25 protein-coding genes are annotated in these 25,903 nt (G+C 52.0%); 13 read left to right on the plus strand and 12 right to left on the minus strand.

Annotated elements, in window-relative coordinates; genetic code table 11:
* Nucleotides 1-321 precede the first annotated feature (321 nt).
* From ACTUJZ_RS10745 to ACTUJZ_RS10780, 8 genes are all read right to left on the minus strand, one after another.
* On the minus strand, nucleotides 322-582 hold the full coding sequence (locus ACTUJZ_RS10745; RefSeq protein WP_463636315.1) for a hypothetical protein: 261 nt from the start codon (nucleotides 580-582) through the stop codon (nucleotides 322-324).
* A gap of 154 nt (nucleotides 583-736) precedes the next feature.
* Nucleotides 737-1,615 (minus strand): aspartyl protease family protein, encoded by an 879-nt coding sequence (locus ACTUJZ_RS10750; protein WP_463636316.1) that lies wholly within the window; start codon nucleotides 1,613-1,615, stop codon nucleotides 737-739.
* Nucleotides 1,616-1,787: 172 nt separating this feature from the next.
* Entirely contained in the window at nucleotides 1,788-2,729 is a 942-nt protein-coding gene (gene secF, locus ACTUJZ_RS10755; protein ID WP_463636317.1) for a protein translocase subunit SecF, read from the minus strand.
* Between the two features lie 9 nt (nucleotides 2,730-2,738).
* Complete coding sequence (gene secD, locus ACTUJZ_RS10760; protein WP_463636318.1) at nucleotides 2,739-4,583, minus strand: protein translocase subunit SecD; 1,845 nt, start codon at nucleotides 4,581-4,583, stop codon at nucleotides 2,739-2,741.
* Between the two features lie 61 nt (nucleotides 4,584-4,644).
* The gene (gene yajC / locus ACTUJZ_RS10765; RefSeq protein WP_463636319.1) at nucleotides 4,645-4,983 is read right to left on the minus strand and encodes a preprotein translocase subunit YajC; all 339 of its coding nucleotides are present in this window, start codon (nucleotides 4,981-4,983) and stop codon (nucleotides 4,645-4,647) included.
* A 24-nt stretch (nucleotides 4,984-5,007) separates the two neighbouring features.
* Nucleotides 5,008-6,120, minus strand: a complete 1,113-nt coding sequence (gene tgt, locus ACTUJZ_RS10770; RefSeq protein WP_463636320.1) for a tRNA guanosine(34) transglycosylase Tgt — start codon at nucleotides 6,118-6,120, stop codon at nucleotides 5,008-5,010.
* Between the two features lie 145 nt (nucleotides 6,121-6,265).
* Entirely contained in the window at nucleotides 6,266-7,300 is a 1,035-nt protein-coding gene (gene queA, locus ACTUJZ_RS10775) for a tRNA preQ1(34) S-adenosylmethionine ribosyltransferase-isomerase QueA (RefSeq protein WP_463636570.1), read from the minus strand.
* Nucleotides 7,301-7,508: 208 nt separating this feature from the next.
* A complete protein-coding gene (locus tag ACTUJZ_RS10780) occupies nucleotides 7,509-7,775 on the minus strand; it encodes a DUF6471 domain-containing protein (RefSeq protein WP_463636321.1) in 267 nt (88 codons plus the stop codon).
* Between the two features lie 181 nt (nucleotides 7,776-7,956).
* Here ACTUJZ_RS10780 and ACTUJZ_RS10785 point away from each other — a divergent pair, with 181 nt between their 5' ends.
* The 9 genes from ACTUJZ_RS10785 to ACTUJZ_RS10825 all read left to right on the plus strand — a co-directional run bounded on the left by ACTUJZ_RS10785 (nucleotide 7,957) and on the right by ACTUJZ_RS10825 (nucleotide 14,522).
* Nucleotides 7,957-8,346, plus strand: a complete 390-nt coding sequence (locus tag ACTUJZ_RS10785; protein ID WP_463636322.1) for a DUF2170 family protein — start codon at nucleotides 7,957-7,959, stop codon at nucleotides 8,344-8,346.
* A 23-nt stretch (nucleotides 8,347-8,369) separates the two neighbouring features.
* The gene (locus ACTUJZ_RS10790; protein WP_463636323.1) at nucleotides 8,370-9,050 is read left to right on the plus strand and encodes a PspA/IM30 family protein; all 681 of its coding nucleotides are present in this window, start codon (nucleotides 8,370-8,372) and stop codon (nucleotides 9,048-9,050) included.
* A 133-nt stretch (nucleotides 9,051-9,183) separates the two neighbouring features.
* A complete protein-coding gene (locus tag ACTUJZ_RS10795) occupies nucleotides 9,184-10,248 on the plus strand; it encodes a potassium channel family protein (RefSeq protein ID WP_463636324.1) in 1,065 nt (354 codons plus the stop codon).
* A complete protein-coding gene (locus ACTUJZ_RS10800; protein WP_463636325.1) occupies nucleotides 10,238-10,888 on the plus strand; it encodes a YjfK family protein in 651 nt (216 codons plus the stop codon). The genes ACTUJZ_RS10795 and ACTUJZ_RS10800 overlap by 11 nt, the downstream gene beginning before the upstream one ends.
* 10 nt (nucleotides 10,889-10,898) lie before the next feature.
* Nucleotides 10,899-11,315 (plus strand): DUF350 domain-containing protein, encoded by a 417-nt coding sequence (locus tag ACTUJZ_RS10805; protein ID WP_463636326.1) that lies wholly within the window; start codon nucleotides 10,899-10,901, stop codon nucleotides 11,313-11,315.
* Between the two features lie 12 nt (nucleotides 11,316-11,327).
* Nucleotides 11,328-11,942 (plus strand): DUF1190 family protein, encoded by a 615-nt coding sequence (locus ACTUJZ_RS10810; protein ID WP_463636327.1) that lies wholly within the window; start codon nucleotides 11,328-11,330, stop codon nucleotides 11,940-11,942.
* 3 nt (nucleotides 11,943-11,945) lie between these two features.
* A complete protein-coding gene (locus ACTUJZ_RS10815; protein ID WP_463636328.1) occupies nucleotides 11,946-13,109 on the plus strand; it encodes a glutathionylspermidine synthase family protein in 1,164 nt (387 codons plus the stop codon).
* Nucleotides 13,110-13,128: 19 nt separating this feature from the next.
* Entirely contained in the window at nucleotides 13,129-13,680 is a 552-nt protein-coding gene (locus ACTUJZ_RS10820) for a rhomboid family intramembrane serine protease (RefSeq protein WP_463636329.1), read from the plus strand.
* A gap of 137 nt (nucleotides 13,681-13,817) precedes the next feature.
* Nucleotides 13,818-14,522, plus strand: coding sequence for a VC0807 family protein (locus tag ACTUJZ_RS10825; protein ID WP_463636330.1), 705 nt, complete (start codon nucleotides 13,818-13,820; stop codon nucleotides 14,520-14,522).
* Between the two features lie 43 nt (nucleotides 14,523-14,565).
* On the opposite strand, the gene ACTUJZ_RS10830 is transcribed toward ACTUJZ_RS10825, so the two are convergent.
* On the minus strand, nucleotides 14,566-16,011 hold the full coding sequence (locus ACTUJZ_RS10830) for an alkaline phosphatase (protein ID WP_463636331.1): 1,446 nt from the start codon (nucleotides 16,009-16,011) through the stop codon (nucleotides 14,566-14,568).
* Nucleotides 16,012-16,397: 386 nt separating this feature from the next.
* On the opposite strand from ACTUJZ_RS10830, the gene ACTUJZ_RS10835 reads away from it, so the two are divergent.
* The 4 genes from ACTUJZ_RS10835 (at nucleotide 16,398) to ACTUJZ_RS10850 (ending at nucleotide 22,574) form a co-directional block, all read left to right on the plus strand.
* Nucleotides 16,398-17,993 (plus strand): isocitrate lyase, encoded by a 1,596-nt coding sequence (locus ACTUJZ_RS10835; RefSeq protein ID WP_463636332.1) that lies wholly within the window; start codon nucleotides 16,398-16,400, stop codon nucleotides 17,991-17,993.
* Between the two features lie 166 nt (nucleotides 17,994-18,159).
* Nucleotides 18,160-19,116: a LysR family transcriptional regulator gene (locus ACTUJZ_RS10840; RefSeq protein ID WP_463636333.1), complete on the plus strand. Its 957-nt coding sequence runs from the start codon at nucleotides 18,160-18,162 to the stop codon at nucleotides 19,114-19,116.
* 84 nt (nucleotides 19,117-19,200) lie between these two features.
* Nucleotides 19,201-21,372, plus strand: a complete 2,172-nt coding sequence (locus tag ACTUJZ_RS10845) for a malate synthase G (protein ID WP_463636571.1) — start codon at nucleotides 19,201-19,203, stop codon at nucleotides 21,370-21,372.
* Nucleotides 21,373-21,704: 332 nt separating this feature from the next.
* The gene (locus ACTUJZ_RS10850) at nucleotides 21,705-22,574 is read left to right on the plus strand and encodes a PEP-CTERM/exosortase system-associated acyltransferase (RefSeq protein WP_463636572.1); all 870 of its coding nucleotides are present in this window, start codon (nucleotides 21,705-21,707) and stop codon (nucleotides 22,572-22,574) included.
* A 51-nt stretch (nucleotides 22,575-22,625) separates the two neighbouring features.
* On the opposite strand, the gene ACTUJZ_RS10855 is transcribed toward ACTUJZ_RS10850, so the two are convergent.
* From ACTUJZ_RS10855 to ACTUJZ_RS10865, 3 genes are all read right to left on the minus strand, one after another.
* The gene (locus ACTUJZ_RS10855; protein WP_463636334.1) at nucleotides 22,626-23,642 is read right to left on the minus strand and encodes an NAD-dependent epimerase; all 1,017 of its coding nucleotides are present in this window, start codon (nucleotides 23,640-23,642) and stop codon (nucleotides 22,626-22,628) included.
* A gap of 13 nt (nucleotides 23,643-23,655) precedes the next feature.
* Nucleotides 23,656-24,930 (minus strand): Vi polysaccharide biosynthesis UDP-N-acetylglucosamine C-6 dehydrogenase TviB, encoded by a 1,275-nt coding sequence (tviB, locus tag ACTUJZ_RS10860; protein ID WP_463636335.1) that lies wholly within the window; start codon nucleotides 24,928-24,930, stop codon nucleotides 23,656-23,658.
* 76 nt (nucleotides 24,931-25,006) lie between these two features.
* Nucleotides 25,007-25,768: a S1 family peptidase gene (locus tag ACTUJZ_RS10865; protein WP_463636573.1), complete on the minus strand. Its 762-nt coding sequence runs from the start codon at nucleotides 25,766-25,768 to the stop codon at nucleotides 25,007-25,009.
* Nucleotides 25,769-25,903: the final 135 nt, after the last annotated feature.

Consider the following 25,903-nt stretch of genomic DNA (forward strand, 5'->3'; position numbering starts at 1 on the left):
GATACACCGCGGAGTGGCCGGGAGATCCCGACTTTCGTCGGGATGACCGCTGGAAAAGTCATCGCGGCGCAGGCCGCGATCTCTATGCATTATGAGTAATGTTGGCAACACCACGGAGTGGCTGGGAGATCCCGACTTTCGTCGGGATGACGGGTTTTTATGGCCGGCGTCCGGCGGGATGACTTACCCCTACAGTCATCGCGGCGCAGGCCGCGATCTCCATGCACTACGAGTAATGTTGGATACTCCGCGGAGTGGCCGGGAGTTCCCGACTTTCATCGGGATGACGGTTTTTTTGGCCGGCGTCCGGCGGGATGACTATTAATTTGAGGCCTGCGTCAGTGGTATCTCGATACAATCCGGGCTTAGGTAAAATGCGCGGCTGCATTTGCACTGGTCAATATTTACTTTAGACAGCTCCCGGTTACCTAGTAAAACAGAAAAAGACTGGTGGCTGGCGAGCACATCGGGTGAAGCCCAAATGGCGGCCCGTTTGGGTTGCAAGGTGGCGCGGAACTGGCCGAGCTCTTTATCGTGGGCGCGCAGGGTGACAGTGTGTGTCGATAATGGATTGCATAACATGGGTGGCTCCGAAAAGGTGATTTAAAATGTCGCTCTCACCTACGTGCGTCGAATTCGGGTAGATTGCCGGGCAACAACAAAACCACGTAAATTGCTCAGCAACCTGAATTACCCATACTTAAGTACCAGCGCGTATTTGCGATAAGCAGCGGCGTTACTCACCTTCTTTGGGCAATCCCACATGCATCCGCCCGCGGCCGTAGTCCATGGTCAGTATAAAATGTTTGAGCACATCATAGCCAATCAGTCCGGCCACCCGTCGGCTCCTGATTCTAGACCCGGTGGTATGTACCTTACTATTAAAACTGGTGTTGAAGTCTTCAGTGCTGAAAGTTACCAGCACGTTTTCCAGTGTGTAAGGGCCAAAACCAACTTCCGAAGCCCGAGTAGATTCCACGGTGGCTTTGGAGTTTACCCCACTGACTTCCTCAATGGCGTTATCATCCTTTAACAAATCCAGTTCGGCAGCCAGTGAACGTTCAATCATGATTCCCCCAGAGCTGCCGGTATCCAGCATGAGCCAGACATCGTGACCATTTAACGACACCTCCACTAACGGCATACCGGAATTTCGCTTACTGAACATTGCAATGTTGGTGAAATCACGCAACTCCATGGCGTCCCGGGTGACCACACGCAGGCGTTTGCTCGGGTAGTCTATCTGCAAAATACGGCCATAAATTAGTGGCGCTCCCAGCAGCATGCCCACCGAGTGATGGCCCAGCGATACTTCCACCACATCGTCAAAATCGGTTTCGTTACCAAACATGGTCACCGGGATATTCGACAGGGTATCGCGCTCCTGCTTTTTGAAGACGCCTTCAATGCGTACCTTGCCTAGCCGCGGGTAATCAAGACTATGCTCTTGCAAAAAAGCTTCGTTGATCCCGTTTATCTGCGCCCCACTGTCCAAAATAGCGTGGCTGGGCACCCCGCTGACCGCAATGGGAATCGATATATGGCCGTTGTGAAGAGAAAAATCCAGCCACGGAGTGACCCCGCCGGCTTGCGCAGCACTGGAAACGAGCGCCATACAGCCAAGAGATGCTGCACCGACGCAGCGTTTAAATGTGGAAAAACATGACGAAAACAGCATGACAAATCCTTGTTAAATTACATCCTTTAAATCACCTTACCACAGGCGAGCACACAATAAAAAGCCGCCCTAAAGGACGGCTTTGTCGAAATTCATACAAACATCGCGGTTACGGCATGGGGTCCATGTCCGCACCTTCTTTTTCTACCTGCGGTGGCATTAGATCTTCTTTGCTGATACCCAGCAATAGCGCCACTGAGCTGGCCACGTAGATAGATGAGTAGGTTCCTACCACCACACCAAACAACAAGGCAGTGGCAAAGCCGTGAATCAGGGCACCGCCTTTGAAGAACAGCGCCAGCAACACCAGTACCGTGGTCAACGAGGTGATAATGGTCCGGTTCAGCGTCTGGGTCAGTGAAATATTCACAATTTCCTCGGCCTCACCCTTACGGATTTTGCGGAAGTTTTCCCGGATCCGGTCGCACACAACGATGGTATCGTTAAGCGAATAACCAATCACCGCCAGCACGGCTGCCAGTACGGTCAAATCAAATTCGATTTGCAGCACCGAAAACAGGCCCAAAGTCAGAATTACATCGTGAGCCAGCGCAGAAACAGAACCCAATGCAAAGCGCCACTCAAACCGCATCGCCACATACATCAGGATACACAGCAAGGCCACCAGCATGGCCAAACCACCCTGTTCGGTCAGCTCGTCACCCACGTTGGGGCCGACAAACTCGATGCGGCGCATTTCCACCGGCTGGCCATCGGCGCGCAAGGCATCTAATACCTGGTTACCAATTTGGGCCGACTTTACCCCTTCACGCGGGGCGATACGGATCAGTACTGCATCGCTGGAGCCAAAGTTTTGTACCACTGCGTCGGCAAAATCCGCAGCATTTAGCTGCTCACGAATTTGCGGCAGATTTGCCGGTTCTTCATAGCCCACTTCGATGAGCGTACCACCGGTAAAATCCAGCCCCCAGTTCAGGCTGTTAACCGCCAGTGATGCCACAGAGCCCACCAGCAACAAGCCAGAGATCACCATCATGACTACACGCATGCGCATGAAGTTGATGGTATCGGCTACCTTTATAATTCGCATAATAACTCCTTAAATAGCCAGCTTGTTGACGCGGCGCCCGCCCCAAATCGCATTTACGATGATGCGGGTCAGCAGGATTGCGGTAAACATTGAGGTGGCGATACCAATCATCAGCGTAATGGAGAAGCCTTTGATCGGGCCGGTTCCAACGGCGAACAAAATCAACGCTGCAATAAAGGTGGTGATGTTGGCATCCATAATGGTGGAAAAGGCACTGTCATAGCCACGGTGAATCGCCTGCTGCGGGCTCTGCCCGTCGCGCAGCTCTTCACGGATCCGCTCAAAAATGAGGACATTAGCATCCACCGCCATACCTACGGTCAAGACAATCCCGGCCATGCCCGGCAGGGTCAGGGTAGCGCCTGGGATCATCGACATGATACCCACAATCATCACCAGGTTAGACACCAGCGCCACATTGGCCACCAGGCCAAAGGCTTTGTAGTAAATCAGCATGAAAATCAGGATAGCAATCAGGCCGTAAACAATGGCCTGCATACCCAGGTCGATATTTTCCTGGCCCAGACTTGGTCCAACAGTTCGCTCTTCCACAATCTGAATCGGTGCAATCAGCGCACCGGCACGAAGCAGCAAGGCCAAATCACGGGCTTCTTTAGGTGAGTCCAGGCCGGTGATTCGGAATGAGCTACCCAGCTGTGCCTGAATGGTGGCCACCGAAATCACTTCTTCGTGTTTTTCGAAAATCAGCTTGCCTTTGTCATTTTTTTCGCCAGTCGCTTTATATTCGATGAACACCGTCGCCATCGGGTTGCCGATGTTGCCACGGGTACCGCGAGACATCTTGTTGCCGCCCTCGGAATCCAGTGAAATATTCACCTGGGGAATACCGTATTCATCCACACTGTTATTGGCATCGATAATATGGTTACCGGTCAGCATCACCCGCTTTTCCAACAACTGTGGACGGCCATTTTTGTCCATAATCAGCTGTGAACCCGGCGGTACCCGCCCTTCAACAGCGTCACGCACATCATTGTCCTGGTCCAGTAGGCGGAACTCCAGGGTGGCCGTGGCATTCAAAATTTCTTTAGCGCGGGCAGTATCCTGTACGCCTGGCAGCTGCACCACAATGCGGTCGGCGCCCTGCTTTTGGATCAGTGGCTCAGCCACACCCAGTTGGTTTACCCGGTTGCGCAAAATAGTGATGTTTTGTTTTACCGCATAATCGCGAATCTCACGTAGCTTATCTTCTGAAAAACTGGCTCGCAGCACCAGGTTATCCTGTTCGGTGAACAGCAGATCCGGGTTGCGGTTGCGTAAAAAGAATTGCGCGCTGTCCAGGGTTTCCTGGTCGCGGAACGTGATATCGATATAATCATCACGCTGGGTGACAGTGCGATAACGCAGTTTTTCTTCACGCAGAGAGGTCCGGAAACTACCTTCGGCATCTTCCATGGATTTGCTGATGGCTTCGCTCATATCCACTTCCATTAAGAAGTGCACTCCACCACGTAAGTCCAGGCCCAGCTTCATCGGTGAAGCGCCCAGCTCTTCCAGCCACTGTGGCGTATCGGCAGCCAGGTTCATGGCCACCACATAGTCGTCGCCCAGGGCTTTTTCCAGGGTTTCGCGGGCTTTTAGCTGTTCTTCGGAGCCAGTTAGCCGAACCAGAATCTGATCGTTGGCAAATTCAACCCGTTTGGGGTCAATGTTGGCACTGCTCAACGACTGCTCGACTTGACTCACCATCGCTTCGGTGACGGTGGCATTACGGCCTGCAGAGATTTGTACGGCATTGTCTTCGCCGTAAAGGTTGGGAAGCGCGTACAAGGCGCACAAGCCGACAAACAGGACTGCCGCCAGTACCTTCCAGACAGAATTCTTGTTTAACACAGACAAATTCCTTTTTGCCGGCAGCCGGAACAGGAGGTCCGGCTCCGGCGTAGAACTTTTTTTAGATGGCTTTCATGGTGCCTTTAGGCAGCACCGCGGTGACCGATGATTTTTGCACAACAATGTTATTGGTGTCGTTAAGCGCAATTTCGATAAAGTCTTTTTCTTCTGACACTTTAGTGATACGCCCTACCAGGCCACCCTGAGTCAGTACTTCATCGCCTTTACCCAGCGACGAAACCAGTGCTTTATGCTCTTTCACACGCTTAGCTTGTGGGCGGTACAGCAAAAAGTAAAAAATCAGGCCGAATACACCCAGCATGATCAGCATTTCAAAGCCGCCGCCTTGCTGCCCTGCGCCCGCTTCCTGAGCATACGCGTTGGAAATGAATAAACTCATAGTCTTCCTCTATCTTAGTTGTTGTTATAGTGCCGGAACCGGCAGCCCTTTTTGAGCATAAAATTCGCTGACAAAGCCATCCAGATCATCGGCATCCAGGGCATCACGCAAACCTTGCATCACACGCTGGTAGTAGCGCAGGTTATGAATGGTGTTTAACCGTGCGCCCAGTATCTCATTGCACTTGTCCAAGTGATGGAGATAGGACCGCGAATAATTTTTACAAGTGTAACAGTCACAATTTTCATCCAGCGCCGAGGTATCATTACGGTGCTTGGCATTGCGGATCTTAATTACCCCTTCGGTCACAAACAGGTGGCCGTTACGGGCATTGCGGGTCGGCATCACACAGTCAAACATGTCTACACCGCGACGTACTGCTTCGACAATATCTTCCGGTTTGCCCACGCCCATCAGGTAACGTGGCTTATGCTCCGGAATTTGGTGAGCAGTATGATCGATGATGCGGATCATGTCTTCTTTGGGCTCGCCAACGGACAAACCGCCAATAGCGTAACCATCAAAATCAATCTCTTCCAAGCCGGCTAGCGATACATCACGCAGATTTTCGTACATGCCGCCCTGAATGATACCGAATAACGCCGCCGGGTTGTCGCCATGCGCTTCTTTTGAGCGCTTAGCCCAGCGCAGTGACATTTCCATAGACACCCGGGCTTCCTGCTCGGTAGCCGGGAAAGGGGTACATTCGTCAAAAATCATCACGATGTCAGAGCCCAGGTCGCGCTGTACTTCCATCGATTTTTCCGGGGTTAGCAGAATTTTTTCGCCATTAATGGGCGAACGGAAGGTCACTCCTTCTTCAGTGATCTTGCGTAAATCGCCCAGGCTGAACACCTGAAAACCGCCGGAATCGGTCAGGATCGGCTTGTCCCAGTGCATAAAATCATGCAGGTCGCCGTGCTGGCGAATAATGCTTGTGCCCGGACGCAGCATCAGGTGAAAGGTATTGCCCAGACAGATGTGTGCGCCGCTTTCCTCAAGCTCTTCAGGGGTCATGCCCTTTACCGTGCCGTAGGTGCCCACCGGCATAAAGGCCGGGGTTTCCACTTCACCGCGTTCGAATTTCAAGCGGCCGCGGCGCGCTTTTCCTTGGGTTTTTAACAACTCAAATTGCATGGATGTGGGTGTCCCAGTAACAGGCGCAGCTGCGCCACAGTCAAAAATAAATTGGCGGCGATTATAGCAGTTCTGTGCTGCAGATCATGCCCTGCGGCGGCAAAATTCTTAGTCGCCAGCGCACAGGGCCTCTCGCCGGCTATGCTTACGCTTTTTCGATAAACATGCTGTCGCCATAGCTAAAGAAGCGATAGCGCTCGTCGATGGCCAGCTGATAGGCCGCCATCACATTGTCGCGGCCGGCAAAAGCACTGATCAGCATCATTAGCGTAGACTCAGGCAAATGGAAGTTGGTGAACATGGCATCCACCACTTTAAACTCAAAGCCCGGGTAGATAAAAATGTCAGTGTCGGCAAAAAATGGCGCAATCACATCATTCTGCGCAGCCCGCGCGGCAGACTCTAACGAGCGTACCGAGGTGGTGCCCACTGCAATCACCCGTTTGCCAGCGGCGCGGGTGCGCTTGACCGCCTCCACCACATCGTCGCTGACTTCGGCATACTCAGCATGCATCTTGTGCTCAAGGATGTTGTCGACGCGCACCGGCTGGAAAGTGCCCGCGCCCACATGCAACGTCACAAACGCGGTTTGCACACCTTTGGCAGCCAGGGCGGCCAAAATATCATCATCAAAATGCAAGCCGGCAGTAGGGGCAGCTACCGCGCCTGGCTTTTGGTTGTAGACCGTTTGGTAGCGCTCTTTATCGCTGGACTCATCTGGGCGATCGATATACGGCGGCAATGGCATATGGCCATGGGCTTCAAGCAGGCTTAACACAGACTCGTCATGCTCAAATTGCAAATGAAACAAGGCATCCTGACGACCGATAACCGTGGCCTGTACAGCCTCCTCCAGAATCAGCTGGGTGCCGGCTTTGGGTGCTTTGCTGGCGCGTACATGGGCCAGCACAGTGTCATCAGGTAAAATGCGCTCTACCAATACCTCTACCTGGCCACCGGTAGGCTTACGCCCTTTAAGGCGCGCCGGAATGACGCGGGTATTGTTAAATACCAGCAAATCGCCTTCTTCCACCAGCGCCGGCATCTCGGCAAACATGCGGTGATTGACCGCCCCGCTTTGGCCATTGAGGTGCATCAGCCGGCTGGCGCTGCGTTGTTCGGTCGGGTATTTGGCAATCAGTTCTTCAGGTAGGGAAAAGTTAAAGTCGCTTAGTTTCATCACACCCACTGCATTGGCTTTTCAGGCTTGTGGCCCTCCTGCGGCTGCGTATTCACCGGCATACGGTGGACTCGCAATCAATACGCACAAAAAACACACAAGCAAACTTAATCGGTTAAGATAGCACCTGATAGAGATGACGTTCTCCCATGCTTATCCTATTACTCTATGCCCGGCTCATGTAGCCGGGTTTTTTATTGCACCTAGTTTACCTGTCTTTGCCGTCAAGATCAGTCAGGATTTCGGCTAAATCAGCGGTATCAATTGGCCTGGCCCGTAACACCAGCAGGATTTGCAACAGCAAATCGGCCCCCATAATACCTTTATTGATTTTATTGCGCAGGTTATCCGCGCTTTGCGCAATGCCGATCTCTGCCAGTCGCTCACTCAAGCCCTGGTATTTAACCCCACGAACCGACATTTCTGACTTTACAATCCGTTGCACCACCTGGCGCCATTGCTGCTGCGTTTTCACATAATCACCATTTGTGAATGATATTTTACAAATAAATATTTATTTACACATTTATGCCGTATATATTATTGACCATCACGGCTGTGCTGTCTACACTGAGCATGCGATGGTTGGCGGGGTATAGGTTGTTGGGTAAAGTAACTGTCTACCCCACCAGTATTTTTGTGAAAGGAGAACGACTATGAGCTGGGATCTGGAACAACTTGAATCCCTTTTAACCCAATACGATGATTTTGTGGTAACCCGGGAGGAAGGCTGTTTGCTGATCGCCAACCCAGATGGCATTGATGCCTGGCTGGCCATAAGCGGAGAGCAAATTCTGGTCGAAAGCCTGTTATTCAGTGCCGACCAGGTGGCCAACAAAGCGGCCCTGGATCATGAAATTTTGTCGACGCACATGGTGTTTCCGCTGACCACAGTGGGGATCTCAACCATCAACGGCCAGGAATACTACACCGCCTTTGGTGCGCTGAGCGCCCAGTCAAAAGCCGTCAGTGTCGTGATTGAAGTGGAAACGCTGTTTCAGAATGTGGCGTCATTTTTAGATGCCTATGAAACACATCTTAAATAACTGGTGCATAACAGGAGAATTGTATGTCTGTTTGGAAAAAATTGATTACTGCGGTAAAAGGCGGTGCCACCGAGGCAGCTGAAGCAGTGGCCGATAGCCAGGCGATCCGCATTCTGGAACAGGAAATTCGTGAAGCCAAAGAAGAGCTGCGTAAGTCAGATCATGCCCGCACGCAAATTCTGGCCAAATGCAAATTGTCCAAGCAAAAGATTGACAGCTTCAATGCCTCGATCAGCGAGTATGAAGCCCATGCCCGTAAAGCCGTAGACAATGACCGTCAACTGGCGCTGGACTGCGCGCAAAAAGTGGCGGAGCTGAAAGAAGAACGGGCCCAGGAGCAAAGCTATCTGGACCAGTTTGAGCAAAGCGAAAAACAACTGGCCGGCAATATTCAAAAAGCCAAAGCCAACTTGCGTCGCCTGGAGCAGCAAGTGGATATGGTAAAGGCCACCGAAAGTGTGCAAAAAGCACAGGTTGCGGTGTCGTCACGCCACATGGGTGCCAACAGCAAGATGAAAACCGCCACTGAGTCGCTAAGCCGCATTCAGGATAAACAAAAGATGCGTAATGCAGAATTGCAGGCGGCAGAAGAGCTGGCCAGTGAGGACAGCAATACCGACCTGGAAAAACGCCTGGCCGATGCCGGCATCAAAGGAGGCAAGTCCTCCGCTGATGATGAACTGGCCCGCATTCTGGGTAACTAATCATCACAACGTCTAAGGGGCCAGCTGGCCCCTTTGTTGTTTTTAAGGCAATGTGTGTGAGGCTTGCCTGACGCCCCTTGCCACAGGCATACTTGGGTCACAAAAAGAATACAAACAGGATGTTAGGTTGCCAATGAACACCTTGATTCAGCTGCGCAAGCTGATGGCCAAATATTTCAGCGAGTCGCGCTGGTATACCATTGTGGTGCTCACACTGGTGTATGCCATGATGAGCTGGTCACTGCTGTTTGCTACCGGCGAGGAAGCACTGACCAACCAGGTAGACTTTATCTACTGGCTGGCGGTCACCGCCTCCACGGTGGGCTATGGCGATTTATCTCCGGTGACCCCGGCTGGCAAGCTGGTGGTGGCCTTGTTTGTGATCCCCGCCGGCCTGAGTATTTTCGCCATGGTCATCGGCCGGGTCGCAGCCTGGGTGGGCAATCAGTGGCAAAAAGGATTAACAGGAATGAAAACACTGCACGTCAAAAATCACATTCTGGTGATTGGCTGGAATGAGCAAAAAACCCTCTTACTGCTGGACTTACTGCTCAAAGAACGGGCCGACCTGGCCGATCCGCCGGACATCGTGTTATGTGTTAAAGCAGACATCACCAATCCCCTGCCCGGCCTGGTGGAATTTGTGCACGTCGAGTCGTTCAACAAAGACGCCGACATGGACCGGGCGTGTATCGCCGATGCCGGGGTGATTTTAATTGATAACCCGCAGGATGATGTGACTCTCACCACCGCGTTGTATTGCAGCAAGCGCAACCCCGATGCCCACCAGGTGGCCTATTTTACCGATGATTCGCTGGTGTCTTTGCTGCAAACCCACTGCCCGAATGTGGAGTGCACCCCCAGCGTGGCGGTGGAAATGCTGGCTAAGTCTGTGTTCGATCCCGGTTCCAGTATGCTGCATCATGATTTACTCAGCGTAGATGAAGGTCAGGCTCAGTTTTCGACGCGCCTTCCCGCGGCATGTGAGAGTCTGACGGTTGGTGAGTTATTTATTAATATGAAAAAGCAGTACGATGCTATCTTTATTGGCTATGCCCCTAACGGCGAATACAAAAAGATGGTGGTGAATCCGGATTTTGATGCGGCGTTATCGCCCAACGATACGGTGTTTTATATTGCCCGGGCTCGCATCAAAAAGATCGACTGGCAATCACTGGGAGCAGCACATGTTCAGTAAATGGTTTGGCCAAAAAAAATCATCTGATAACACCCCCAAAGCACCTGAAATCATGGGCCTGTATTTGGGTGGTTCGTTTGAACTGGATGCCCTGAAACTTAAAATGCTTACCCCTGAGCTCACCATCAGTGAGTGCGCCGGTTCTCAGCTAATCCAGGCCGTCGGCAGTGCGCCGCTGGATACCGGCGGTACGCTGCTGCGCTTTTACACCGACGATGAGGCCTTTTTGCAGGTAGTGACGGATGGCGGCTTAACCGAAAATCACATTACCGATGTGAAACTGTGGCATTTTTACGAAACCAAAACCATTGGCAGCGATGCCCAATGGAATGCCTGCCTTAAAGATACCATCTCGCAGCCCACCTTTGAACTGGACGGCCATACCTTTACCCGGGTGTGGGATGCTGTGGGCGAAAACTCACCACCGGTGGCGGTCACCGAAACCACTTATGAAGAAGACGGCGACACCAGCACCACCGATCAGTTTATGATGCTGTATGAGCGCCCGCTGGATAACGACCGCTACGAATCGTTATTAGTGGTGGGCGAAGAAAAAATCATTGGCAATAACAAAGATCGCTGCCTGGTCATCAGTACCGGCTTTGACATTTTACCTACTGACATTCAAATCAACGGCTAAAGGACTTTACATGGACTCGATAATGGCGTCGCTGGCAGGGCTGGACAACTTTGCCCTGTATTTTGTTATCTCAATTGTGTTTTTGTTTATCTTCAAATTTGTCTATGCGCTGGTCACTCCGCATGATGAATGGAAGCTGGTCAAAGACGACAAAAATGTGGCAGCGGCGGTGGGCTTTGGCGGCGCCATCGTCGGCTTTGCGCTGGCCTTGTCCGGCGCAGCCGCCAACTCGCTGGGAATTATCGATTTTGCTATCTGGGGTGTGGTGGCGATTATTGCCCAGTCGCTGGCTTTCGCACTGCTGCGCTTTACCTTTATGCCGCGTATCGCCGAACGCATCAACAACAACGAAGTCTCGGCCGGGACCATGCTGGCCGCCATGTCCGTGGCTGTAGGCCTGCTTAATGCAGCCTGCATGACCTACTAAGCAGGAGGCTTTATGACCGCCTTAAAACGCACCCGTCACATCAACTTAAGCCGCATGCGTAAGTCGTTTGCTCTCAAGCCGCTGGCTGTGGGCGTCGCCGGTGTGCTGCTCAGTGCCTGTTCGGATAACCGCCAGCAAGCACAGATTTATACCTCGGTGAATGACTGTACTCAGGATAACCCGGACGCCAAACAGCAATGCCAGGCTGCCTACGAGCAGGCGATTGACGAAGCCGCCCGCACCAGCCCGAAGTTTTCCTCGGAGTACGATTGCGAATATGAATTCGGGCCCAATCAGTGTCGCCAGGTGAGCAACGACTCAGGCAGCTTTTTTATGCCCTTTATGGCCGGCTATATGGTCAGCCAGTTGCTTTCGCCACGTTCCTACTATTCGCAACCGGTGTTTACCTCGTATTCGCCTTATTCGCCATTTCGCTCACGCTGGGTGACTGCTGACGGCTACATTTTTGATGGCGATATCCGCAAACGTAACTACAAGGTTAAGCAATCAACCTTCAAACCTAAGCCTACTGTGACCCGGACCATGAGTCGCGGCGGTTTTGGCAGTTCGGTGCGGGCCAAATCCAGCTGGGGCAGCAGTTCTCGTTCCAGTGGCTGGGGCGGCTAGCCGTTGTTTCGCCAGACCATCGCTGCGCGCCCGCACTGGCAACAACTGGCGCAGGAATTTGGCTTTCATTTTCATACCATGTACGGCCAGCCGTACTGGGACGAAACAGCCTATTACCAGTTTTCATTAGCGCAAATCGAGCAGGATCTTGAAGATCCTACCGCCGAATTGCACCAGATGTGCATGGCGGTGGTGGAGCGCGTGGTCCATAGTGAAGCCTTACTGACCCGCTTTCAGATCCCCTCTGCGTACCATGAATTGGTGCGCGACAGCTTTTTAGCCGGCGACCCGTCGCTCTATTCGCGCCTGGACCTGGTCTATGATGGCCGCAACCCGGCGAAGTTACTCGAAAATAACGCCGACACCCCCACCTCTTTGTATGAATCTGGCTTCTGGCAATGGCTATGGCTGGAGCAACAGGTGGATGCCGGCGTACTGCCCCGGCATGCAGACCAGTTTAACTCGCTGCAGGAAAAGCTGGTGCATCGCTTTGCCAGCATTGCCACGCGCAATCACATCACCCAGATGCATTTTGCCTGCTGTCAGGATACCGATGAAGATCGCGGCACCGTGCAGTACTTACAGGACTGTGCCAGTGAAGCCGGTCTGCAGGCTGATTTTGTCTACATGGAAGATATCGGGCTGGCTGATACCGGGGTCTTTACCGATCTTAACGATGCCCCCATCACAGATTGCTTTAAGCTCTATCCGTGGGAATTTATGCTGCGCGATCCGTACGCCGAGCACCTGATGCAGGCCGGGGTCAGTTGGCTGGAGCCGGCTTGGAAAGCCATCGTGTCGAATAAAGCTTTAATGCCGCTGTTGTGGGAGATGTTTCCTGACCACCCCAACCTGCTGCCAGCGTATTTTGCTGATAGTGCACCGGCAGGCCTGGCTGGCAAGTGGATCAAAAAACCGCTGTTTTCCCGCGAAGGGGCCAATATTTCCATGTTGGAAAATGGTCGGGAACAACAACTATCGCCGGGGCCGTACGGTGAAGAAGGCTTTATTCTTCAACAGTATCATCCACTTCCGCAGTTTGACCGTAACTATACGCTGATCGGCAGCTGGTTGGTGGACAACCTGCCTGCCGGAATCTCAGTGCGCGAAGATACCTCTTCGATAACTCAGGATCTGTCGCGATATGTACCCCACATAATTATATAGGCTGGTTTGCATGAGCCCGATGCCCAAACTGAAAGATCAGTTTCGTCTGATTGCCATTGTGGCAGCAGCATTAATCATTATAGAAATTATCAACCTGATTACCCTGCGTAGCCTGAATGATTTAGGGATCCTGCCACGCTTTTTACCCTCGTTATGGCATATTTTGACCGCCCCCTGGGTACACCAAACCCCGGCCCACCTGATTGCTAATCTGCTACCTCTGCTCTTGTTTGTCTGGCTGACGTTGCAGTGGGGTAATAAAACCTTTTTTCAGGTCACGGTGGCAGTGATGCTAATTGCCGGCCTGGCAGTATGGCTATTTGGCCGCTCGGCGGTGCATCTGGGTGCCAGCGGCATGGTATACGGCTACTTTGGTTTTTTATTGCTTGCCGGGTTTAAAACCAAAAAAATTCCCTACATGATCATTTCGGTATTAGTGGCTATTGTTTATGGAGGGCTGATTGTTGGCGTACTCCCCGGCCGGGACTTTGTCTCTTACGAATACCATCTGTTTGGCTTTCTCACCGGCCTGGCTGCCGCCTGGCGCTGGGGTGCAACCCGCACAGTATAATCCGCATGGTGTACGCGGCGCACGCCGATTTAATGTGCTGCTGTTGACACGCGATGTTACATTAATGGTGCGATAACCCCGTTGGCAGCCACCCGTAAATTCTTATAATGCAGTTAAGAAAAGTGAATTAATTTGTCATGACTTCCACAAATCAAAAGCAACAACAAAACCAGGGCTTTTTTGGCAACCTGGCCTTTAACATTGTGATCCCTGTGGTCATCATGAGCTATACCAGTTCAGACGAATACCTGGGTCCGGCCTGGAGTATTGTGGCCGCGCTGGCCTTTCCCATCGGCTATGGCTTATGGGATCTAAAACAGTCTGGTAAGGTTAACGGGTTTTCGATTCTGGGGATTGTCAGTGTGCTTTTAACCGGCGGCATTAGCCTGTTGAAGTTGCCTGCCGAATATATCGCCATCAAAGAAGCTGCCATTCCGGCGCTGATTGGCCTGGCGGTGCTGATTACTCAGTACACCAAAAAGCCGCTGGTCAAAATGCTGATCTTAAATGACCAGATCATCAACTGGCCGGCGTTGAATGACGCACTGGAAAAGCAGGGCAAAGAACGGGAGTTTCGTCGCAAAGTGGCGAACAGCTCTTATATCGTAGCCACCTCCTTTTTTGTGTCCTCGGCACTGAACTATATTCTGGCCAAAGTGATCCTGGTCAGCGAACCAGGCACCACCGCCTACACCGAAGAACTGGGCCGAATGACCGCCCTGAGCTACCCGGTCATTGTTATCCCCAGCATGATTTTGCTTGTCACTGCCCTGTGGTACTTGTTTAGCCAGATAGGCAAAATCACCGGCCAGGACCTGGACAACTTTTTAAATCATCAATAACAAAAAAGCCTGCATCAGCAGGCTTTTTTTATATCTCACTTATTTAGTCACAATGTGACTGTTGGCTGAAATCACAGTGAGTATCTACTGCCGGCAGGCTGTCAGCATTGTTGCCTGTCGCCACCTTTTGATTTTTCACCATAGCTTTTAAGCGCTTGGCGATATCCGTGTTGTCCATCTGGCCCATAAACGCTTCTTTACCGGCACCAAAGGCAAACACTTCCACATCGACCCCGGTGTGGCCGCCCGTGGTCCAGCCGGTATTGGTTTTACTGTCTAAAAAGCGTTTTAGCACCGCAACCCGCTCGCGCTCATTGTCCTGATCAACCAGCGTTTGCAGCATGGCCTGGTCATCCTCGCTAAACGCAAAACCCAGTTGCTGGCTGACATAAGCCAACGGCTGGTCCATCTGCGGCATGTTTTTGGCGATGGTTTCCACCGAAGACTTCATATTGTGCAAAAACTCAGGTGACCAGCGGTACTCGCCTTTTGCGCCAATGCTCAAACCACCCGTGCTGTGATCAGCAGTCAGCACTACCAGGGTATCCGGATGCTTAGCCACATAGTTTTTTAAGTATGACATTGTCGCGGCCAGATCATCCATCTCGGCCATGGCTGAGCCAATATCATTAGCATGTCCGGCCCAGTCAACCTGGCTGGCTTCCACCAGTAAAAAATACCCGTTCGGGTTTTCCAGATGCTTGATGGCATGTTCAGTTAAATATGCCAGGCGATGTGGACGGCTATCATCCAGCGCGGCGGGCAGACCGACAGGCGCAAATAGGCCCAACACCTGGGAACCGGCCGGCACAGTGGCCAGCTTATTGTAGGTATCCACATAGGCATAATCTTCATCGATAAAGCCTGCCACCAGGTCACGGTCTTCGCGTTCAAAATACTGCGTACCACCGCCCAGCATCACATCGGCAATGGGCTTACCATTAATGCGATTATCGTAAAAACTGTCGGCCAGCGCATTGTAGTTTTGGCGGCTTTCATTATGCGCAATATACGAGGCTGGCGTGGCATGCACGATTTGTGAGGTTACCGCCACACCGGTACGCAGGCCCTGCCGTTTAGCTAGCTGCAACACTGACTCTACCGGGCGTTTGTTCACATCCACTCCGATGGCACCATTGTAGGATTTCACCCCACTGGCCAGCGCAGTAGCCGCTGCCGCCGAATCAGTAACATAGCCTGAAACGTGCGCCGGGTGCGTGGAGGCATTGCCGGTCAATAGATCATCAAACACCACGGGTTCAATCGCCGGAGTGGCCGGGTCATCTTTAAAATTTCTGTAGGCAGTCGTATAAGCCGGGCCCATGCCATCAGCGACCACCATAATAATATTTTTAGGGCTGTGCGCTGGGCTATTATTGGTGCCTGGGTTCGCATCGGCTGCTGATGCCGTTCCGGCACCGGACTGGGTAGCCTGACAGCCGGCCAGCAGCAAAGCTGCCGCCAACGAGGCAAAAGAGAATTTTTTCATCCTAACTTCATCCAAGAATAATGACTGCGCGAAAGTGTAAAGCACGCGCGCGTCAGTCACAAAGATTTTACGGCTATTGGCCTGAATTTCCCGGTGTTTTGATGTAAAGACCACATTTTGCAAATGAGCTTGCTAGACCAATCACTCCGACAAAGTCTTTGAAACGCAGGCTGCACCGATGTCGCTACAGCTCGAAGCCATTATCATCAAGGCATTTTCGCCAATACATTCAAATTATGAATGACGGCAATGCAAATTATATATTTACGTTATTGATAAATCCCGCCTAGGATGAAATTGACCCTACGCAATGCAGGCGCTGACCTGGGCAGTTCCAGAGAAAACAGCAGCCGCATACAGACAACAAAAAATGATGGAGAACGAGCATGTCGCAATACCACACTGATCTCGATGCGATCGCCACGTTAAAAAACAGCCAGAATGGCACCTGGGATGGAATCAACCCTGAATACGCCGCCCGCATGAAAGCCCAAAACCGGTTTAAGACCGGCCTGGATATCGCCCGGTATACTGCCGCCATCATGCGCCAGGATATGGACGACTATGATGCCGACCCGACCAATTATACCCAGTCTTTAGGCTGCTGGCATGGTTTTGTCGGCCAGCAAAAAATGCTGTCAATTAAAAAACATCAGGGTACCACCAGCAAGCGCTACCTGTACCTGTCTGGCTGGATGGTTGCCGCGCTGCGCTCTGAGTTTGGCCCTCTGCCAGACCAGTCCATGCATGAAAAAACGTCGGTACCGGCTCTTATTGAAGAGCTGTATACCTTCTTACGTCAGGCCGATGCCCAGGAATTGGGTAAGCTGTTCAAGCAACTGGATGACGCTAAGGCTAACGGTGGTGATGTCAGCGCCATCGAAGAGCAAATTGAAAATTTTGAAACCCACGTGGTGCCAATCATTGCCGATATCGATGCTGGCTTTGGTAACGAAGAAGCCACCTATCTGCTGGCTAAAAAGATGATTGAAGCCGGTGCCTGCTGTATTCAGATTGAAAACCAGGTATCTGATGCTAAACAGTGTGGCCACCAGGATGGTAAGGTGACTGTGCCCCACGAAGATTTTCTGGCCAAAATTAACGCGGTTCGCTATGCCTTTTTGGAGCTGGGCGTAGATGATGGCGTGATTGTGGCGCGCACCGACTCCCTGGGTGCCGGCCTGACCCAGAAAATCCCGGTATCTACCGAGGCGGGTGATTTGGCAGCGCAGTACAATGCCTTTTTGGAAACCACCGAGGTGACTGATGTCAGTCAGCTTAATGACGGTGACCTGGTCATCAAGCAGCAAGGCAAACTGGCCAAGCCGACCCGTCTGCCCAATGGCCTGTTTAAATTCAAAGCTGACACCGGCGTTGACCGGGTAGTGCTGGACTGCATTACTTCGCTCCAGCATGGTGCTGATTTGCTGTGGATTGAAACTGAAAAGCCGCATGTCCGTCAAATTGGCGACATGGTCGACCAGATCCGTAAAGTGGTCCCCAATGCCAAGTTGGTATATAACAATTCACCATCGTTCAACTGGACGCTGAGCTTCCGTCAACAGGTATTTGATCAGTGGCAGCAAGAAGGCAAAGATGTGTCTGAGTACCAGCGCGACCAGTTAATGGCCGCTGAGTACGACAGTACCGACCTGGCCCAGGAAGCTGATGCCAAGATCCAGAGCTTCCAGCGTGATGCTGCCCGTGAGGCCGGTATCTTCCATCACCTGATTACGCTACCCACTTACCATACCGCCGCCCAGTCTACTGATACCCTGGCAAAAGGCTACTTTGGTGATGAAGGCATGCTGGCATACGTTAAAGGTGTACAGCGCAAAGAAATTCGAGACGGATTAGCGTGTGTGAAACACCAGGCCATGGCCGGCTCTGATTTAGGTGACACCCACAAAGAGTACTTCTCCGGTGAAGCGGCCCTGAAAGCCTCAGGCAAAGACAACACCATGAACCAGTTTGATGTCTAAGCAATAGACACCCAATCAGTTCCAACCTCTGGCTCCTTCGGGAGCCTTTTTTGTGGCCGGCACCTACCAAGGCCAACCTGTATATTCTGCCAACAGATATCTGACAGTCGCACCAAATGCCTATATACTGACAACGCTCTCTTGCATGAATAAAGGCATAATTTGCATGAATATAGCCAAAGTGGATTTGAACCTGCTGGTGTACCTGGATGTGTTGTTGCGGGAAGGCAGCGTCACCCGGGCGGCCAATCAGCTCAGTATTACGCAGCCAGCCATGAGTAATGGTCTTAAGCGCCTGCGCGATTTATTTAAGGATCCACTGCTGGTCCGCACCAGTGATGGCATGACCCCCACTAAGCGGGCCATGGAGCTGCAACCGGTGATCCGCGATGTGCTCAGCCGCCTGGAAAGCTCCATCCAACCGGAAACCGATTTTGACCCGGCCACCAGCCGCCGCACCTTTCGGATCATGACCAGCGATTATGCGGAAAGCACTTTGCTATTAGGTTTGCTTAGTGAACTGGCGGTGCAGGCACCGAATATCACCCTGGATCTCATCACGCCCAGTGATGTGACCTTTCACGATGTGGAACAGGGCAAGGTGGACATGGCCATCAACCGCTTTGAAGAATTACCCCTTTCATTTCATCAAAAAGTCATCTGGTATGACAGCTTTAGCTGTGTACTAAGCGCCGACCACCCGCTGGTGAATGAGTGGAGCCTGGACGGCTACCTCAATTCCCGCCATGTGTGGGTAAGCAAAACTGGCTTCGGCGTGGGTGTGGGCATCGATCCCAACGAAGTACAAAAGCTGGGCTGGGTCGATGCAGAGCTGATTAAGCTAGGCAAACAGCGTGATATCCGGGTGTTCACCCGCCATTATCATGCCGCGCTGCAAATCGCCAAAACCCAGCACCTGATTGCCACCTTGCCAACTAAAGCCGCCCGCTTGTTCAGCGACGATCCCAGCGTGGTTCTGAAAGCGCCGCCCTTTGACATTCCGCCCATCGCGCTGAAGATGGCCTGGAGTGCCCTGCTGCACCATGATGCTGGCCATATTTGGTTGCGCCGTCTTATTGGCGAGGTCGCTGACCAGCGCACTGCGGGAGAAACATTCAGCTAATTTATGGCAACAATACAAGCCATAAATTCATCATAGGCTGGCTGAGCCCGTACACTGAAGAAAAAAGCAATGGAGATAACCCTTATGGAAGGTTACACCGCAAAAGGTCGCCTTAAGATCGCCTCTGCCCTACATCAGTTTATCGATCAGCAGGCCCTGCCGGGCACCGGCATCAGCGCCGACTCATTCTGGCCAGCCTTTGAAGAGCTACTGGCCAGCCTGACTCCGGAAAACCAACAATTACTTGCCACCCGCGATTCCCTGCAACAACAACTGGATGCCTACCATCAGGCTGGCAAACCGGTGAACACCGACAGCTATCAAGCCTTTTTACGTGAAATTGGCTACCTGGCCCCGCAGCCAGACACCGTGCGCATCACCACCGCGAATGTGGACCGCGAGATTGCCACCATGGCCGGGCCCCAACTTGTGGTGCCCATCAACAATGCCCGCTATGCCTTGAATGCCGCCAATGCCCGCTGGGGTAGCTTGTACGATGCATTTTACGGCACCGATGTGATTGAGCAAAAAGGCGAACTCGCTCCTGGTAAAAGTTATAATCAGCAACGCGGCGATGAAGTGGTTGCCCGGGCCCGCCGCTGGCTTGATGAGGTGGTCCCGCTGCAGGGTGCCAGCCACAGCCAGGCTACTGCCTATGCTATTGCCGATGGCCAACTTGCAGTCACTCTAACCAACGATGAAATGGTGGGCTTACAGCAGCCAGGCGCTCTGGTTGGCTATCAGGGCCAGTCGGATGCCCCTTCTGCCATTTTGTTTGTACATAACCAGCTGCATTTCGAATTGCAAATTGACAGCGATCATCCCATTGGCCAGCGCGATGCTGCCAGCGTCAAAGATATTCTGGTAGAAGCAGCATTAACCACCATCATGGATTGTGAAGATTCGGTGGCTGCCGTGGATGCTGAGGATAAAGTGGTGGTGTATCAAAACTGGCTGGGCCTGATGCGGGGCAACCTGTCCATTAAGGTAACCAAAAACGGTCAGTCGTTTACCCGCACTCTCAACCCTGACCGTGAGTATCACTCAGTGTCAGGCGATGAAACAGTGACGCTGCCGGGCCGTAGCCTGATGTTTGTGCGCAACGTGGGCCACTTGATGCAAAATGATGCGATCCTGCTCGACGATGAGCCGGTGTATGAGGGCTTGATGGATGCCATGCTCACCACTCTGATTGGGCTGCATGACATCGAAGGTAACAGCCAGTTTGTGAACTCCAAACAGCGCAGCATCTATATCGTCAAACCCAAGATGCACGGCCCGGCCGAAGTGGCCTTTGCCAACCGCTTGTTTGGCCAGGTAGAACAAGCGTTGAATCTGCCGGCCAATACCGTAAAAATGGGCATAATGGATGAAGAGCGCCGCACCAGTGTGAACTTACAGGCGTGTATCGGCGAAGCTGCTGCCCGGGTGGTGTTTATTAATACCGGCTTTTTGGACCGCACTGGTGATGAAATCCACACCTCCATGTATGCCGGTGCCTTTGCCGCCAAAGCTGCCCTTAAAGATCGCCCCTGGATTGCTGCTTACGAAAAAGCCAATGTGCATACCGGGCTGGCCTGTGGTTTATCTGGCGTTGGCCAGATTGGTAAAGGTATGTGGCCCACTCCGGACAATATGCAGGCGATGATGGAAGCCAAAATTGGCCACCCCAAAGCCGGGGCAACCACTGCCTGGGTCCCCTCGCCCACCGCGGCCACCCTGCATGCTTTACACTATCATCAGGTAGATGTGTTTGCCTTACATGGCACGCTGCAACAGCAAGCCTACGACGGACTGTCAGATATTTTAACAGTGCCCTTATTAGGTGAAGATGAGCAACCTAGTGCGGAAGAAATTCAGCATGAACTGGATAATAATGTGCAGGGCATTCTGGGTTATGTGGTGCGCTGGGTGCATCAGGGCATTGGCTGCTCGAAGGTGCCGGACATCAACAATGCGGGCCTGATGGAAGATCGCGCAACCTTGCGTATCTCTTCTCAGCATATCGCCAACTGGCTTGAACATGGGCTGGTCAGCGCGCAGCAGGTGCAAGATACCTTACAGCGCATGGCCGGCCTGGTGGATGAGCAAAATCAGCACGACCCGGAGTATATTGCGATGGGCCCGGATCTGGACGACTCGCCCGGCTTCCAGGCTGCTTGTGAGCTGATTTTTAAAGGCACCGCCCAGCCTAACGGCTATACCGAGCCCTTGCTGCATCAAAAGCGCCGGGAGATGAAGGCTCGCCTGGCCTGAGCCCAGTCTTTTGCCGCCTTCTTGCTAATTGATTAAAACGCCCGCCCCTTGCGGGCGTTATTTTTTCAGGCATCCCCTTTCTGATACCGTCCAATATCCCCGGTAGCAGTGCGAATGCTAGCCCGCTGTTGGCCTGACCTGATGGCACCACGCTCGTAGGTATCATTAAAGATACCCGTCTAACCTGATTTACCACCACTTTCTGCTTGGAAATTAAACAAACAGATGCAACACTTATTAAACGCCCCAGCTATCACAAACAACGCCCGCAGGGAGTCTGCTGGCAGGATGTGACATTTAGTAGTTTGATTATGGCCAACAAGCAATCAATGATGAGTTCTTTTTCACGCCGCATGAGCAGCACCAAGCTTGGTAAGTTGTACAAAGGATACCGGCAACTGCGTGAAGCCAATTATATTTCCACACATTTTGGAAACTACCTGTCTCCAGTGCTGGCCAATTCCCACGAACTGCGTAATGCGGCTTATAAAATACGCCACAATGTGTATTGTGAAGAGCTAAAGTTTGAGCCGACGACAGCCAACGGCCTGGAAATGGATGAATTCGATCAGTATTCCCGCCATAGCCTGATCCGCCACCTGACCAGTGGGGAGCTGGCCGGTACAGTACGGATTGTGCGTCCGCTGCAATCTGATGAATTACTGCCGATTGAAAAATTCTGCATGTCATCCATTACCCGCGACGACCTTAACCCGCAAAATTTCAATCGTCGCGATATTTGCGAAATTTCACGGTTGGCGGTACCGGCCGCTTTCCGGCGCCGTCAAATGGACCGCTTTGCTGGGGCTGCCACCGGTGTCATCAACCAGGCGTCTTATTCTGAAACTGAATTGCGTTGCTTTCCGTTTATCGCCATCGGTCTGTATTTTGCCGCAGCGGCCACCGCGGTAGAAAGTGATATCAAGCACGCGTTTGTGATGATGGAGCCGCGGCTGGCCAGAAGTATGAGCTTTGTCGGCATCCGCTTTGAACAAATCGGCCCGGTGATCGATTATCACGGTAAACGCGCCCCCTACTACATCAGCCGCGAGCTGCTTATCAAACATCTTAAGCCCGGCTTTCGCACCATGCTGGACAACATCCGCAGTAATATTCGCCAGCAGTTACCGGCAGCCGAACAGTTTTATGCCAAAGAGTTGGCCCAGGCCCAGGCTGAGCCATTGTTGCGTAAAGTGTACTAGCATAAAAAAAGGGGCTTCACGCCCCTTTTTTTATTCAGTCAACGCTGCCTTTCACACCTTGTAGTAGTCGCGGTACCACTCCACAAAGTTGTTCACGCCAGTTTCAATGGTCGTAGTGGGCCGGTAGCCGGTATCTTTGACCAGCGCTTCCACATCGGCAAAGGTATCAGGCACATCGCCCTGCTGCAGCGGTAACAGCTCTTTTTCTGCTGTCTTGCCTAATGCTTTTTCCAAAGTCTCGATGTACGTCAGCAGATGTACCGGGGTTTGTGCGCCGATGTTATACACTTTCCACGGCACCTTGCTGGAGCCTGGATTGGGCTGCTCGCCTGTCCAGTTCGGATCGGCTTCCGCGGTATTATCCAGCGTGCGGATCACGCCTTCAACAATGTCATCGATGTAGGTGAAATCACGGCGGTGATTGCCGTAGTTGAATACCTTAATCGGCTCATCTTCGATGATAGCTTTAGTGAACAAGAACAGCGCCATGTCCGGACGGCCCCAGGGGCCATACACGGTGAAAAAGCGCAAACCAGTGGTGGGCAGGTCATACAGGTTACTGTAGGTGTGTGCCATCAACTCATTGGCTTTTTTACTGGCTGCGTACAGTGACATGGGGTGGTCCACATTGTCTTCCACTGCAAACGGCATGCTTTCGTTGGCTCCATAAACCGAGCTTGAAGAGGCATAGACCAGATGCTTCACTTTGTTATGGCGGCAACCTTCCAGAATATTCATAAACCCAACAATGTTGGAGTCGATGTAGGCGTGGGGGTTTTCGATAGAATAGCGAACGCCGGCCTGTGCTGCCAGGTGCACCACTTTGTCGAACTGCTCGGCCTGGAACAACTCTTCCATGCCGGCGCGATCTTCTACCGACATTTTCACAAAGCGAAAGTTACCGGCGCTGGGTAACTGGTTGATGCGCTCTAGCCGGGCCTCTTTAAGGGTTGGGTCATAATAATCATTTAAATTATCCAACCCAACCACTTCATCGCCGCGCTCCAGCAGATACATTGAAACATGCGAACCAATAAAACCCGCTGCTCCGGTAACAAGCACTTTCATTTTTTAGCAATCCTTATAAGCGAATATCTACGCTTGATTTATCAAACATGTATTTTAAATCAAAAACCACACTGTCTTTTTTGCACAAGCTGCGGAATTCTTCAGTACTCCAGGCTTTAAACTGATTATGGGCCACTGCGGCGATGATTGCATCGTATTTGCCTTTTTGCGGCTCAGCAACCAGCTCCAGGCCATACTCATGCAAAACTTCCTCCGGATCAGCCCACGGATCGTAAATATCCAGATTTACATTGTATTCGCGAAGCTCTGTGGCGATATCAACCACTTTAGTATTGCGAATATCCGGGCAGTTTTCTTTAAAAGTGATACCCAGCAGCAACACATTGCCGCCATTGACCATAATTTGTTTTTTCAGCATGGTTTTTACCAGCCGCGACACCACATACTCGCCCATTTTATCGTTAATGCGCCGGCCCGCCAGGATCACATCCGGATGGTGCCCGAGCTCTTCTGCTTTGTGGGTCAGATAATACGGGTCGACGCCGATACAGTGGCCGCCCACCAGGCCTGGACGAAACGGCAAAAAGTTCCACTTACTGCCTGCCGCTTCCAGCACTTCTTCGGTGTCGATGCCGACCTTATCAAAGATCATAGCCAGTTCGTTGATGAGCGCGATGTTCAGATCCCGCTGGGTATTTTCAATCACCTTGGCGGCTTCAGCCACCTTAATAGATGATGCTCGATGGGTACCGGCCGAGATAATTTCGCGGTATAACGCATCCACTTTTTCGGCAATCTCCGGCGTGCTGCCGGCGGTTACTTTGACGATGGACTCCAGGCGATGCTGTTTGTCACCGGGGTTTATGCGCTCAGGGCTGTAGCCGGCAAAAAAGTCTTTGTTAAAGGTGAGCCCGGACTGCTGTTCGATAAGCGGCACACAATATTCTTCGGTGGCCCCCGGATACACGGTGGACTCGTAAATCACCACGGTGTTCGGCGTGATCACCTCACCAATCATCTGGCTGGCCTTATGCAGCGGCGTCATATCAGGCTGCTTATTTCTATCGATTGGCGTAGGCACAGTAACAATGATGACATCGCATTCCGACAAGGCCTGTTTGTCATCAGTAAAGCTTAACTGAGAAGCTGCCTGCAGTTCCTCACTGGTCACTTCCAGTGTGTGGTCCTTGTTGGCCTGCAACTCTTTGACCCGGCGTGAGTTGATATCAAAGCCTACTGTGGGGCGATATTTTCCAAATGCGACAGCCAGGGGCAGACCGACATAGCCCAGGCCAATAACACCGATTTTTTTAAATTCTACTGACATACAATTACAATGCTCATGATTTGTGATGTTTGCACATGTTTTTTAGCAAAGAAACGGCAGCCTGCCCAGTGAGTATTCACTCAATAGGCAAATTGTGCTTACGGGCCAGTGCAATAATATGCTTCGCCGGGATGGCGTAGGTAATGCCGCTGGGGTGGGTAATGGCCGATTCCTTGGTTTCCTTAACAAATACTTTATTAATTACAGCAAATACCGCGCCGGTATCTGGGTGGTACACCGGGCTGCCACTGTTGCCTGGATAAGCAACAATATCCAGCTGATATACCATAAAAGGACTACGCAAACGGTTAAGGAATTGTTCAGATATCTGCTTAATGTTTTTAGCAGCGATAATGTTGGGAGTAAAGGCCGCTACGATACCTTTGTGTGTGGCCGGATACAGGCCTAATACACCACCAATTGGAAAGCCGGTGGTTGCAACATCACTGCCATCTCCCACGGGAGTATCGCTACCGTCTAATGCAACCGCAGGCAGGCGGGTATCAATTTTTAGAATGGCAAGATCGTGTTCTTCGTCCCTGTAAATTTTTTTGACAGCCAGCGCGCGCCCTTGTCTGCCGTGGCCTGCAAAGATGGTGCGCTGAAATTTCACATCGTCAGGAACCGGTGTATCCACCACATGGGTGTTGGTAACCACATATTCTCCATTACCTACCACAAAGCCGGTGCCTTTAAGCTGATGGCTCACGGTGGCCAACGGCGCCACCAGGCCCACGCCTACCACAGAAGGTTTAATTTTTTCGACAGTCTGCGCCAGGTTGGCCTGCACCACGGGGCTAGCCAGCAAACATAAAAAAAGTAGAACAAGCACGCGCATTTGCATGAACAGCGATCTCCTTATCATCGATAATAGTTTGAGTATGCATGAAACCAATGCCCAGCACTAACCCAAAATTTAACCATTTGCACCCGCTGGTGCGGCGCACACTGTACACAAATTCATATCGACGGG

The sequence above is a fragment of the Alteromonas sp. WD8-37 genome, from assembly GCF_055326825.1.

Coding starts and splice junctions, on each gene's coding strand:
- ACTUJZ_RS10745 (WP_463636315.1), bottom strand. CDS start 582: ATGTTATGCAATCCATTATCGACACACACTGTCACCCTGCGCGCCCAC.
- ACTUJZ_RS10750 (WP_463636316.1), bottom strand. CDS start 1,615: ATGGCGCTCGTTTCCAGTGCTGCGCAAGCCGGCGGGGTCACTCCGTGG.
- secF (WP_463636317.1), bottom strand. CDS start 2,729: ATGCGAATTATAAAGGTAGCCGATACCATCAACTTCATGCGCATGCGT.
- yajC (WP_463636319.1), bottom strand. CDS start 4,983: ATGAGTTTATTCATTTCCAACGCGTATGCTCAGGAAGCGGGCGCAGGG.
- tgt (WP_463636320.1), bottom strand. CDS start 6,120: ATGCAATTTGAGTTGTTAAAAACCCAAGGAAAAGCGCGCCGCGGCCGC.
- queA (WP_463636570.1), bottom strand. CDS start 7,300: ATGAAACTAAGCGACTTTAACTTTTCCCTACCTGAAGAACTGATTGCC.
- ACTUJZ_RS10785 (WP_463636322.1), top strand. CDS start 7,957: ATGAGCTGGGATCTGGAACAACTTGAATCCCTTTTAACCCAATACGAT.
- ACTUJZ_RS10790 (WP_463636323.1), top strand. CDS start 8,370: ATGTCTGTTTGGAAAAAATTGATTACTGCGGTAAAAGGCGGTGCCACC.
- ACTUJZ_RS10795 (WP_463636324.1), top strand. CDS start 9,184: ATGAACACCTTGATTCAGCTGCGCAAGCTGATGGCCAAATATTTCAGC.
- ACTUJZ_RS10800 (WP_463636325.1), top strand. CDS start 10,238: ATGTTCAGTAAATGGTTTGGCCAAAAAAAATCATCTGATAACACCCCC.
- ACTUJZ_RS10805 (WP_463636326.1), top strand. CDS start 10,899: ATGGACTCGATAATGGCGTCGCTGGCAGGGCTGGACAACTTTGCCCTG.
- ACTUJZ_RS10810 (WP_463636327.1), top strand. CDS start 11,328: ATGACCGCCTTAAAACGCACCCGTCACATCAACTTAAGCCGCATGCGT.
- ACTUJZ_RS10820 (WP_463636329.1), top strand. CDS start 13,129: ATGCCCAAACTGAAAGATCAGTTTCGTCTGATTGCCATTGTGGCAGCA.
- ACTUJZ_RS10825 (WP_463636330.1), top strand. CDS start 13,818: ATGACTTCCACAAATCAAAAGCAACAACAAAACCAGGGCTTTTTTGGC.
- ACTUJZ_RS10830 (WP_463636331.1), bottom strand. CDS start 16,011: ATGAAAAAATTCTCTTTTGCCTCGTTGGCGGCAGCTTTGCTGCTGGCC.
- ACTUJZ_RS10835 (WP_463636332.1), top strand. CDS start 16,398: ATGTCGCAATACCACACTGATCTCGATGCGATCGCCACGTTAAAAAAC.
- ACTUJZ_RS10840 (WP_463636333.1), top strand. CDS start 18,160: ATGAATATAGCCAAAGTGGATTTGAACCTGCTGGTGTACCTGGATGTG.
- ACTUJZ_RS10845 (WP_463636571.1), top strand. CDS start 19,201: ATGGAAGGTTACACCGCAAAAGGTCGCCTTAAGATCGCCTCTGCCCTA.
- ACTUJZ_RS10850 (WP_463636572.1), top strand. CDS start 21,705: ATGAGTTCTTTTTCACGCCGCATGAGCAGCACCAAGCTTGGTAAGTTG.
- ACTUJZ_RS10855 (WP_463636334.1), bottom strand. CDS start 23,642: ATGAAAGTGCTTGTTACCGGAGCAGCGGGTTTTATTGGTTCGCATGTT.
- tviB (WP_463636335.1), bottom strand. CDS start 24,930: ATGTCAGTAGAATTTAAAAAAATCGGTGTTATTGGCCTGGGCTATGTC.
- ACTUJZ_RS10865 (WP_463636573.1), bottom strand. CDS start 25,768: ATGCGCGTGCTTGTTCTACTTTTTTTATGTTTGCTGGCTAGCCCCGTG.